The sequence below is a fragment of the Domibacillus sp. F004 genome, from assembly GCF_057814295.1.
In genome coordinates, this window is sequence record NZ_JBVATB010000007.1 from 172,529 (window position 1) to 184,027 (window position 11,499).

The 11,499-nt window shown below is 43.0% G+C and carries 9 protein-coding genes; 8 read left to right on the forward strand and 1 reads right to left on the reverse strand.

Annotated elements, in window-relative coordinates; genetic code table 11:
• Positions 1–96 precede the first annotated feature (96 nt).
• The gene (locus tag ACZYRN_RS16420; RefSeq protein WP_488912706.1) at positions 97–2,040 is read right to left on the reverse strand and encodes a transglycosylase domain-containing protein; all 1,944 of its coding nucleotides are present in this window, start codon (positions 2,038–2,040) and stop codon (positions 97–99) included.
• Between the two features lie 147 nt (positions 2,041–2,187).
• On the opposite strand from ACZYRN_RS16420, the gene speE reads away from it, so the two are divergent.
• The 8 genes from speE to ACZYRN_RS16460 all read left to right on the forward strand — a co-directional run bounded on the left by speE (position 2,188) and on the right by ACZYRN_RS16460 (position 11,359).
• A complete protein-coding gene (gene speE / locus ACZYRN_RS16425) occupies positions 2,188–3,015 on the forward strand; it encodes a polyamine aminopropyltransferase (RefSeq protein ID WP_488912707.1) in 828 nt (275 codons plus the stop codon).
• Between the two features lie 2 nt (positions 3,016–3,017).
• Complete coding sequence (gene speB, locus ACZYRN_RS16430; RefSeq protein ID WP_488912708.1) at positions 3,018–3,887, forward strand: agmatinase; 870 nt, start codon at positions 3,018–3,020, stop codon at positions 3,885–3,887.
• A 329-nt stretch (positions 3,888–4,216) separates the two neighbouring features.
• Complete coding sequence (locus ACZYRN_RS16435) at positions 4,217–4,651, forward strand: YwiB family protein (protein ID WP_488912709.1); 435 nt, start codon at positions 4,217–4,219, stop codon at positions 4,649–4,651.
• On the forward strand, positions 4,648–6,318 hold the full coding sequence (gene argS / locus ACZYRN_RS16440) for an arginine--tRNA ligase (RefSeq protein WP_488912710.1): 1,671 nt from the start codon (positions 4,648–4,650) through the stop codon (positions 6,316–6,318). The genes ACZYRN_RS16435 and argS overlap by 4 nt, the downstream gene beginning before the upstream one ends.
• 214 nt (positions 6,319–6,532) lie before the next feature.
• Positions 6,533–8,617 (forward strand): (Fe-S)-binding protein, encoded by a 2,085-nt coding sequence (locus ACZYRN_RS16445; RefSeq protein ID WP_488912711.1) that lies wholly within the window; start codon positions 6,533–6,535, stop codon positions 8,615–8,617.
• Between the two features lie 39 nt (positions 8,618–8,656).
• On the forward strand, positions 8,657–9,508 hold the full coding sequence (locus ACZYRN_RS16450; protein ID WP_488912712.1) for a 3-hydroxybutyryl-CoA dehydrogenase: 852 nt from the start codon (positions 8,657–8,659) through the stop codon (positions 9,506–9,508).
• A gap of 15 nt (positions 9,509–9,523) precedes the next feature.
• The gene (locus ACZYRN_RS16455) at positions 9,524–10,645 is read left to right on the forward strand and encodes an acyl-CoA dehydrogenase (protein ID WP_488912713.1); all 1,122 of its coding nucleotides are present in this window, start codon (positions 9,524–9,526) and stop codon (positions 10,643–10,645) included.
• 75 nt (positions 10,646–10,720) lie between these two features.
• Complete coding sequence (locus tag ACZYRN_RS16460; RefSeq protein ID WP_488912714.1) at positions 10,721–11,359, forward strand: TetR/AcrR family transcriptional regulator; 639 nt, start codon at positions 10,721–10,723, stop codon at positions 11,357–11,359.
• The last annotated feature ends 140 nt before the right edge of the window (positions 11,360–11,499 follow it).

The window sequence follows — 11,499 nt, forward strand, 5'->3', positions numbered from 1 at the left end:
CTTCATGAAAAAAAGTAAACTGAAAGTAATGCATAAATTGCATAAACTAGGACATGCAAACGCCCGGGGGACAGCACACCCCGGGCGTTTGTATGTTTATCGGAACCATGCGGGCAGATCTGGAAACAAGAGCTCTTCATCATTTTTGACAGGAGGAGGGCATGATTGATCAGGTTCTGTGCCGCTTTCAAACAGTATTAAATGCCCGTTTGGACAGTCTGGAGATGCTAATTTACCACTTTTTAAATCGATCTCTACTGCTGTCAATCCATCGGGACGTTTGAATAACGCAGGTTTTTTCCCTTCATGAATATCTTCCATATAATCAGCCCAAATGACTTTCGCACGTGAGCGGTCTTCCGTTTTCGTAATTTCAGCCCCATCATCGTAGCCGGTCCACACGACCGAGACAGTAGACGGCGTAAAACCGGCCATCCAATAATCAAATGGAGTAGAGCCCGATTTCCCTGCATACGGACGTGTTAACTTATCCTTCATGACGGCACCTGTAGGCGTAGCGTAATCGCTCATTGTGCCGTTAAACATACCAGTCATCATATGTGTCAACACCCCAATTTTCTTCTCATCAAACCGTTTTTCTGCTTTCTTTTTATACTTGTACAGTACGACTCCATCTGTACTTTCCACTTTTGTAATGAACACGGGTTTACTATAAGAGCCTCCTGATGCAATCGAAGCATATGCATTTGTCATGTCCAGTACCGAAACTCCTGATGTGCCGAGAGCGAGCGATGGGACTGGTTCGAGTTTTGACAGCATGCCGAATTGTTTAGCTGTTTTGGCAAGCGTCTCCGGACCGAGCAGCATATTTGTTTTAACTGCATAAATATTATCGGATACAGCAAGCGCTTCAGCCATTGTTACTTTACGTTCAGCGTATTGGCTGTTAAAATTTTTCGGTTTATAGGTTTCGTTAAATGTTGTCGGCTCGCTTTTTCGCATCGTTACTGGTGTAAATCCGTTTTCAAGAGCCGCGTAATATAAAAACGGCTTCATAAGCGACCCAGGCTGCCGAACGGCCTGCACGGCCCGGTTAAATGGACTAACGCTATAATCGCGCCCTCCTGATAGTGCCGTGACAAAGTGATTTGATGGATTAATGGATACAAGTGCTGCTTCAATTTTGGCACCATCCGCAATGCCATTTGTAATCGCTTTATCTGCTGCTTTTTGATGAGCAGGGTTGAGTGTCGTGTAGACTTTTAAGCCGCTTTGTTCACGAAAACCAAGCGATTCCAATTCAGCACGTACAGCATCGATAAAATAAGGCGCGGTTGTTTTATTATCGGTAAATGCGCCTGTAATGTCCGGGACTTCAGCGATCGCCTCTGCATATTCTCTTTCTGGCAAATTCATTTGTGATAAAATAAGCCGGCGTCTCTCTTCAGCTTTTTCACGCGACGCGAGAGGTGAATAAATGGACGGGCCTTTCGGTATGCCGGCGAGTAAAGCAGCTTCAGAAGTCGTTAATTCATCAGCGGACTTGTTGAAGTAAAAGCGTGATGCCGCTTCGATCCCATACGCGCCATGTCCGAAATAAACCGTGTTTAAATAACCTTCTAAAATTTCATCTTTTGTGTAAAAAAACTCGAGCCGAGCGGCATACCACGCTTCTTTCACCTTTCTAGACCACGTTTTATCATGCGTTAAAAATACATTTCGGGCATACTGCTGAGTGATGGTGCTCGCGCCTTGCACTTTAGCCATCGCTTTCATGTCAGCAAGGAGGGCACCGGCAATCCTTTTTAGATCAATTCCGAAATGATGATAAAACTTCTTATCTTCAATCGCAATAACAGCCTCTATAACGGAAGGAGAGATTTCATCTAATTTCACCCAGTATCGTTTTTCACCGGTGTGTGCCTCTGATGCTTTCGTTCCATCCGCTGCATAAAAAATGGTTGAACGTGAAACGGTGGTATCCGGTGGTCCAGCAGAGGACAATGCATATAAAACACAGGCTGCGGCGCTTATGAATACGATCATGATAACTCCGATCCATTTGATCCATTTATTCATTGAAGCGGCCTCCTTATTCATTTATTATCTTTAGTATGAAAACAATTCCATCTTTTTAAACATCGTTAGACAAAATTCACTAGGCATTTTCATTAAATTGTTCTATACTTTTTTCCGTAAGTCTTGACAGAGAAAGGATGATGGATCATGAGTGAATTATGGTATACAGAAAAGCAGACAGATCATTACGGGATCACGATGAAAGTGAACCGTACTTTGCATACAGAGCAGACTGAATTTCAATATTTAGAAGTGGCTGAAACAGAAGAGTGGGGCAACATGCTTTTTTTAGACGGCATGGTCATGACAAGCCAGCGTGACGAGTTCGTCTATCATGAAATGGTGGCTCACGTACCGCTTTTCACACACCCACATCCAGAAAACGTTCTTGTTGTTGGCGGTGGGGACGGCGGCGTGATCCGTGAAGTGTTAAAGCATCCATCTGTAAAAAAAGCGACATTGGCTGAAATTGATGGAAAGGTTATTGAATACTCAAAAATATATTTGCCTGAAATTGCAGGCGAGCTTGAAAATCCGCGCGTTGAAGTGAAAGTCGGCGACGGTTTTATGCATATTGCTGAATCAGAGCAGGAGTATGATGTGATTATGGTTGATTCGACTGAGCCAGTTGGCCCTGCAGTGAATTTGTTTACAAAAGGTTTTTATGCAGGTATTTCAAAAGCACTCAAAGAAGACGGTATTTTCGTTGCGCAATGCGATAATCCATGGTTTAAAGCAGATTTGATCCGTCAAGTGCAGGCTGATGTCAAAGAAATTTTCCCTATTACACGTCTGTATACAGCAAACATTCCAACATATCCAAGTGGGCTTTGGTGCTTTACGATCGGTTCCAAAAAACATGACCCGCTCGCTGTGGAAGACAGCCGCTTTTTTAATATCGAGACGAAGTATTACACGAAAGACCTGCATAAAGCGTGCTTTGCATTGCCGAAATTCGTGCAGGATTTGGTGTAATTATGCGATTTGACGAAGCATATTCAGGAAACGTATTTATCGGTACACAGACGTCTTATGAAGAGAGTAATGTCGTGTTGTACGGTATGCCAATGGATTGGACAGTCAGCTATCGTCCAGGCTCCCGTTTCGCTCCAAGCCGTATTCGGGAAGTATCAATTGGTCTAGAAGAATACAGTTTGTATTTAGACCGTGAACTAGAAGAAGTTGCTTACTTTGATGCGGGGGACATTCCGCTTCCGTTCGGCAATGCGCAGCGAAGCCTTGATATGATTGAAAAATATATTGATGGTCTTCTTAATGATGGAAAAAAACCGCTTGGCATGGGCGGTGAACATCTCGTTTCATGGCCTGTCATGAAATCAGTGGCAAAAAAACACAAAGACCTGGCGATTATTCATTTTGATGCACATACTGATTTGCGCACAGAATATGAAGGAGAGCCATTATCACATTCAACACCAATCCGCAAAATTGCGGAACATATCGGACCGTCAAATGTGTATTCATTCGGTATCCGCTCAGGCATGAAAGAAGAATTTCAGTGGGCAAAAGAACGGGGTATGCACATTTCAAAATTTGAAGTGCTTGAGCCATTGAAAGAAATATTGCCAACACTTGCGGGACGTCCGGTGTATGTCACGATCGACATTGATGTTTTGGACCCGGCGCATGCACCGGGTACAGGCACAGTGGACTGTGGAGGAATTACGTCGAAGGAGCTGCTTGCATCGATCCATGCAATTGCCCGTTCTAATGTGCATGTCGTGGGTGCCGACCTTGTTGAAGTCGCACCGATTTATGACAACTCCGAACAAACCGTGAATACGGCTTCAAAGCTTATTCGCGAAATGCTGCTCGGGTTCTTTTAAACAATGTAAGGGAGTGTCCGGAATCAAAACGGACGCTCTTTTTGTTTAGCTTTGTTATAGAACGCTGTTGTTTTTTGGCTCATGTTGGCTCTAGCTCGATGAAACGTTTAGAGAAAAGCTCGCTTTCTTCTTCATTTCATCGAGCTAGAGCAACCTTCCAAGTCTAGGCTGAAAATCGTTTAATCAACGCTACTGTTTAACAGAGTTTTTTGTTTAAAAGAAGCAATATTTCGTGATGCGCAAAATTTCTTACTCGTCAAAAACAAGATTTCTGCAGAATGCCTTTCTATGATAAAATAATCATACATTGAAAAAGGAAGTGATTCGGCGTGACAGATGAGCAGATGCCGGTGAAAATCAAAGTAAAGACGGACGTGGAATATGAAGGGGAGAATGAAACATTTGAATTGTCGCTGTTTGGAAAACTCTTTAAAAAGGGCGGCTCCACGTTTTTAAAATACGATGAAGTGCAGGAGGAAGGCGTCGTGCACACAATCGTAAAGCTCGCTGAAGAAAGTGCGTTAATTTTACGAAGCGGCGCATTGAAAATGCGGATGATTTTTGAACGGGGCGAGCAATTGAATGGTTCATATGAAAGTCAGTATGGCACTTTGCTGATCACGACGGACACAACCGATTTTACACACGAAATAAACGGCATAGGTACCGGACAGGCGCTGTTCACATACAGGCTTCTCATGCAGGGTGACCCGGTCGGCACGTATACGATGAATATCCATTATGAATTGGAGGAACAATTGTGAACATTGCAGAACAAATGCAGATGCAGCTGAAAGAAGAAATTAAAGCAGCTGTGTTGAAGGCGGGGCTTGCCGCAGAAAATGAAATTCCAGCGGTTACTCTTGAAACGCCGAAAGATAAAGCACATGGCGATTACTCAACGAATATGGCGATGCAGCTCGCCCGTGTGGCGAAAAAATCGCCTCGTCAAATCGCGGAGGCTATTCAAGAAAATATGGATTTGTTAAAAAGCTCCATCGAAAAAATCGCTATCGCAGGCCCCGGGTTTATTAACTTTTATATGAATAATAGCTACTTAACGGATCTTGTGCCGTCTGTTCTAGCAGCGGGAGATCGGTACGGTGAATCAAACGCCGGCAATAACATGAAAGTGCAAGTCGAGTTCGTATCAGCTAACCCGACAGGCGACCTGCATCTGGGCCATGCCCGCGGTGCATCGGTTGGCGATTCTTTATGCAATGTGCTCGAAAAATCTGGCTACGATGTTACACGCGAGTATTATATTAATGATGCGGGAAATCAGATACACAACCTTGCTGTATCTGTTGAAGCACGATACTTCCAGGCGCTCGGTCAAGACAAAGCCATGCCTGAAGACGGCTATCATGGGAAAGATATTATCCGTATAGGAAAAGACCTTGCTGAAGAATTCGGTGATAAATTTGCAAAAATGGAAGAAGAAGACCGCTACAAAGCGTTTCGTGCACATGGTTTAAAATACGAGCTGGCCAAATTACAAAAAGACCTCGCTGATTTCCGTGTCAAATTCGATGTGTGGTATTCAGAAACATCGTTGTATGAAAATGGAAAGATCGATGAAGCACTCAATGCACTTCGCCAGAATGGCCACGTCTACGAGGAAGAAGGAGCCGTCTGGTTCCGTTCGACAGCATTTGGTGATGATAAAGATCGCGTTCTTCGCAAGCAGGATGGCACGTATACGTACTTAACACCTGATATTGCGTACCATAAAGATAAATTCGAACGCGGCTATGAAAAAGTGATCAATGTTTGGGGAGCCGATCATCACGGTTACATTCCCCGTATGAAGGCTGCTGTTGAAGCACTTGGTATCCATCCCGATCAATTAGAAGTTGAAATCATTCAAATGGTCCAGTTGTATAAAGACGGTGAAAAAATGAAAATGAGCAAGCGGACGGGTAAAGCGGTCACCATGCGTGAGCTTGTAGAAGAAGTCGGTCTTGATGCAGTCCGCTATTTCTTTGTAATGCGGAGCAGCGATACACATTTAGACTTCGATCTAGATCTTGCTGTTTCACAATCGAATGAAAATCCAGTTTATTATGCACAGTATGCACATGCGCGTATTTCGAGTATTTTGCGCCAGGCAGCGGAACAGGGGCTTGATGTTTCGATAGACGCTGAATTGTCTCTTTTAACCGCTGAAAAAGAAATTGATTTATTGAAAAAAGTTGGCGATTTCCCGCAAGTAGTGGCTGAATCTGCTGAAAAACGACTCCCGCACCGTATTACAAACTACATACAGGAACTCGCATCCGCGTTCCACAGCTTTTACGGAGCGGAAAAAGTGATTGATAAAGACAATGAAGCTGTATCAAAAGCACGTCTTGCGCTCGTAAAGTCCGTGCAAATTACAATGAAAAATGCGTTTTCTTTAATTGGCGTATCTGCCCCTGAAAAAATGTAAATAGGAAGCTGCCAGGATGATCTCCTGGCAGCTTTTTTATTTTGTTCCATAGCTTACATAGTGCCTAAAATATTGAGCAGTCTGTCTATAAATTGGCTAATGTATGAAAGGTGAGAAAGAGAAGTTTCTTCAAAAGGTTCTTGACTGAATGCTCATTCATATAATAGGATAAGAGTGATTAAAGGAGATATTTCGGGAAAGGAAGTGCACGGTTATGAATGGGTTGCTTTGGCTTAATTTAATCGCTGCTACTTTTGTAATCGCTTACGCAGGATGGTTATTCGTTTATTTATTAAAAACACGCTATTCCTTTATAAAGCTTGGCAAAAAAGAGGAATTTGAACAGAAAAAAGAGGAACGAATCCGGAATATTATGATTAATGTATTTGGACAAAAAAAGCTATTGAAAGATAAAAAAAGCGGGACGATTCATGTGATGTTTTTTTATGGATTTCTGCTTGTGCAGTTCGGTGCCATCGATTTTATTATAAAAGGGATGATACCAGGAGCACATTTGCCGCTTGGGCCGCTATATGGACCATTTAAATTTTTTCAAGAAATTGTAACGCTTGCCATTCTCGTTGCTGTTGGCTGGGCCTTTTACCGCCGCTATATTGAGAAGCTCATTCGATTGAAGCGCGGATGGAAAAATGGACTAGTGCTGATTTTTATCGGATCGCTTATGGTTTCAGTTCTTGCAGGCAACGGGATGGATCTTGTCTGGCAAGAAGAAAATGTTCAGTTTACATGGATGGAGCCAGCAGCATCAGCTATTGCGGTGATATTCGCTAATCTGCCGCAGCCTATTGTGATCGCCTTATTTTATAGTATGTGGTGGATTCATTTATTTGTCTTGCTTACGTTTCTCGTATACGTGCCGCAATCTAAACATGCGCATTTAATCGCTGGCCCCATCAACACCTACTTACACCGGCTAAATAAAGCCGGTACGCTTCGGAAAATTGATTTTGAGGATGAAACGCAGGAATCATTCGGTGCAGGGAGAATTCAAGACTTTACACAGAAGCAAATGATTGACTTTTATGCATGCGTGGAATGCGGGCGCTGTACAAATATGTGTCCGGCAACCGGCACGGGTAAAATGCTGTCACCAATGGATTTAATCATCAAATTGCGTGATCATTTAACGATGACCGGTGCAGCTGTAACGAGGCAGCAACCGTGGGTCCCAGCGTTTGCATTTGCAGAGACAAGGGGGAATCAAATTGCCAAAGGGATTGATTCATACAGCCCTTCGATGATCGGGGATGTCATTACAGAAGAAGAAATCTGGGCATGTACGACGTGTCGAAACTGTGAGGATCAGTGCCCGGTTATGAATGAGCACGTCGATAAAATTATCGACTTGCGCCGCTACCTTGTTCTAACGGAAGGGAAAATGAACCCGGATGCACAGCGTACGATGCAAAACATTGAACGTCAGGGAAACCCGTGGGGATTGAATCGGAAAGATAAAGAAAAATGGCGTGAACTACGTGATGATGTTCATATTCCAACAATCAAAGAAATGCAAAAAGAAAATCGTACACCTGACTATTTATTTTGGGTCGGTTCAATGGGCGCATTTGACAGCCGAAGTCAAAAAATTGCTCTTTCGTTTGCTAAGCTGATGAATGAAGCAGGCGTATCGTTCGCGATTTTTGGAAATAAAGAAAAAAACTCAGGTGATACACCACGCCGTCTCGGGAATGAATTTTTATTCCAAGAACTGTCGGAAGCAAACATCGCGGAATTCAAGAAAAATAATGTGAAAAAAATCGTGACAATCGATCCGCATGCCTACAATATCTTTAAAAATGAATATCCTGATTTTGGCTATAAAGCAGACGTGTATCATCATACTGAACTTCTCCATCAGCTTGTAAAAGAAGGGCGATTAAAGCCGCTTTATGAAGTGAATGAAACCATTACGTTCCATGATTCATGCTATCTTGGCCGCTACAATGAAGTGTATGACCCGCCTCGGGAAATATTGAAATCCATTCCGGGCGTACAGCTTGTAGAAATGAAGCGTAACCGTCAGAATGGGATGTGCTGCGGTGCCGGCGGAGGAATGATGTGGATGGAAGAAGACACAGGCCACCGCATCAATGTCGCTCGTACAGAGCAGGCATTAGCTGTAAACCCATCTGTGATTAGCTCGGGCTGCCCGTTTTGCTTGACGATGCTTTCAGATGGAACGAAAGCAAAAGAAGTAGAAGAGCAGGTCGCCACATACGATGTTGCAGAATTGCTGGAGAAATCGATTTACGGTGTAAAAGAAGAAATACATGCATAATCAAATAGATCAAATTAGCGTAAAAAGGGAGAATATACAATGAAATTGAAAAAAATCATGGTGGTCGGCGCAGGCCAGATGGGATCGGGGATTGCGCAAGTTTGTGCGCAAGCGGGCTATGATGTTCTGCTTTATGACCTGAAACCGCAACAAATTGACCGCGGACTTCAGGTCATATCTAAAAATATTACTCGCCAAGTTGAAAAAGGAAAGGTGAGTGAATCTGAAAAATCATTTGTTCTGGAACGGATTCACAAGTCAACTAATATAGAGGATGCAGGTGGAGTGGACATCGTGATTGAAGCGGCTGTTGAGAATATGGATATCAAGCGAAGTATTTTTGCACAGTTGGATGAAATTACACCTGACCATACAATACTTGCATCAAATACGTCGTCGCTGCCGATTACGGAAATTGCGGCGGCGACAGACCGGCCAGAAAAAGTGATCGGAATGCACTTTATGAATCCGGTGCCGGTGATGAAGCTGGTGGAGATTATTAGAGGCCTGGCGACGGCGGATGATGTGTATAAAAAGATTGAAGATCTTACGAGAATGCTGGGGAAAGTGCCGGTAGAAGTGAATGACTTTCCAGGATTTGTTTCCAATCGGATCCTCATGCCAATGATTAATGAAGCGATTTATACGCTTTATGAAGGAGTAGCGACGAAAGAAGCGATTGATGATGTAATAAAACTTGGAATGAATCATCCGATGGGACCGATTGAACTTGCCGATTTTATTGGGCTTGATACATGTTTGTCTATCATGGAAATTTTGCATGAAGGGTTTGGTGACGATAAATACAGGCCGTGCCCGCTGCTTAGGAAATATGTAAAAGCGGGCTGGGTTGGGAAAAAAGCGGGACGCGGATTTTACACATATGAATAACCGGAGGCGACGCGGATGGATGTTCAGTTAACAGATGAGCAGAATATGTTGCGGAAAATGGTGAGGGACTTTGCGGCCAAAGAAGTGACCCCATTTGTAGAACGAATGGAAGCAGGGGAATTTCCACGGGACATTCTAAATAAAATGGCGAAAATCGGATTAATGGGAATCACAGTACCAGCCAAATATGGTGGCAGTGAAATGGATTTCACCTCATGCATAATTGCCATTGAAGAGCTGTCTAAAGTAAGTGCAGCGGTGGGGGTTATTTTATCTGTACACACATCCGTCGGAACAAGCCCAATTTTATTTTTTGGAACAGATGCGCAAAAAGAGAAGTATGTAACGAAACTTGCTTCTGGTGAATGGCTCGGTGCCTTTTGTTTAACTGAATCGTCATCTGGGTCTGATGCGGCCTCATTAAAAACAAAGGCGGTGAAAAAAGAAGATCATTATGTAATGAATGGTTCAAAGGTGTTTGTTACAAATGGTGGTGTGGCTGATATGTACATTGTATTTGCGAAAACAGAGCACGGTATTTCTGCTTTCATCGTTGAAAAAGACATGGCTGGGCTTATCATCGGGAAAGATGAGCGGAAGATGGGGCTTCACGGATCGCGCACCGTGCAGTTGACGTTTGAAGATATGATTGTACCTGCTGAGAACTTACTCGGTAAAGAGGGAGACGGGTTTAAAATAGCGATGGCTAACCTTGATGCGGGACGGATTGGCATCGCTGCCCAAGCGCTTGGCATTGCAGAGGCTGCTTTTGAAACAGCAGCTGCCTATGCCAAAGAACGTCATCAATTTGGTAAACCTCTTATCCAACAGCAAGCGATTGCATTCAAACTTGCTGATATGGAAACAGCTATTGAAGCGGCACGATTACTCGTTTATAAGGCCGCAAGTCTTCGTTCGAATGGACAGCCATGCGGGAAAGAGGCTTCGATGGCAAAATTATTTGCATCCCAAGCAGCGGTTGATGCGTCCATTGAATGCGTGCAAATTTTAGGGGGAAATGGATATACAGAAGACTATTCAGCCGAGCGGTATTTCCGGGATGCCAAAGTAACACAAATTTATGAAGGTACGTCAGAAATTCAGCGAATCGTTATTAGTAAACACCTGTTAAAATAAGGATGAGATTTTTTCAAAAGAAATAAACATAATTACCTTATACAGAATGCTGATGAATTAAGGAGTAGGCGTAAAATGACAGAAAAAAGACGGCAAGTGCATGCAACGGTTAAAGACATACAATTGATCGAAAAACGGCGCTCGGAAATGATTCGCGGCGCTGTTCAGTTATTTAAACAAAAAGGGTTTCACCGGACAACAACACGTGAAATTGCAAAAGCATCGGGCTTCAGCATTGGTACCATGTATGAGTACATACGTACGAAAGAAGATGTGTTGTATCTTGTTTGTGATAGTATTTACGATCAAGTGAAAGAACGGCTGCAGCAAATTGACTTTGAGCAGGGGACTCTTGAGAGTTTGCAGCTCAGTATTGCACATTACTTTCGAGTAATGGATGAGATGCAAGATGAAGTGCTCGTCATGCAGCAGGAAGTAAAGTCGCTTTCAAAAGAGGTATTGCCCTATGTACTGAAAAAAGAAGTAGAAATAGTGTCGATGATGGAAACACTTATTCAGCGCTGTGTCGATTGCGATGTGCTTGAAATGGATGAAAAAAGAGTACATGTTTTGGCACAAAACATTTTTAATCAAGGACAAATGTGGAGTTTTCGAAGAAGGATGATAGAAAAATCATTTACGCTTGATGAATATATTAAGGTGCAGACGGATCTGCTTTTTAGCGGTATAAACGGATATAAAACACGTAAATAAAAAAAGCCCGTTCTTGGACTTACCCCTGTCAAGTAGACAGCTCTAAAAAGACTATGCAGCCATTGTGATTCGATATTCTATCGGAGCTCGGTGGCTAAGTCGTTTTTGGAAACGTTTATAGTTATAATAATAAATATAAT

What these genes read in the sequence shown, in the direction of transcription:
- ACZYRN_RS16420 (WP_488912706.1), bottom strand. Translation starts at nt 2,040, where the DNA reads ATGAATAAATGGATCAAATGGATCGGAGTTATCATGATCGTATTCATA.
- speE (WP_488912707.1), top strand. Translation starts at nt 2,188, where the DNA reads ATGAGTGAATTATGGTATACAGAAAAGCAGACAGATCATTACGGGATC.
- speB (WP_488912708.1), top strand. Translation starts at nt 3,018, where the DNA reads ATGCGATTTGACGAAGCATATTCAGGAAACGTATTTATCGGTACACAG.
- ACZYRN_RS16445 (WP_488912711.1), top strand. Translation starts at nt 6,533, where the DNA reads ATGAATGGGTTGCTTTGGCTTAATTTAATCGCTGCTACTTTTGTAATC.
- ACZYRN_RS16450 (WP_488912712.1), top strand. Translation starts at nt 8,657, where the DNA reads ATGAAATTGAAAAAAATCATGGTGGTCGGCGCAGGCCAGATGGGATCG.
- ACZYRN_RS16455 (WP_488912713.1), top strand. Translation starts at nt 9,524, where the DNA reads ATGGATGTTCAGTTAACAGATGAGCAGAATATGTTGCGGAAAATGGTG.
- ACZYRN_RS16460 (WP_488912714.1), top strand. Translation starts at nt 10,721, where the DNA reads ATGACAGAAAAAAGACGGCAAGTGCATGCAACGGTTAAAGACATACAA.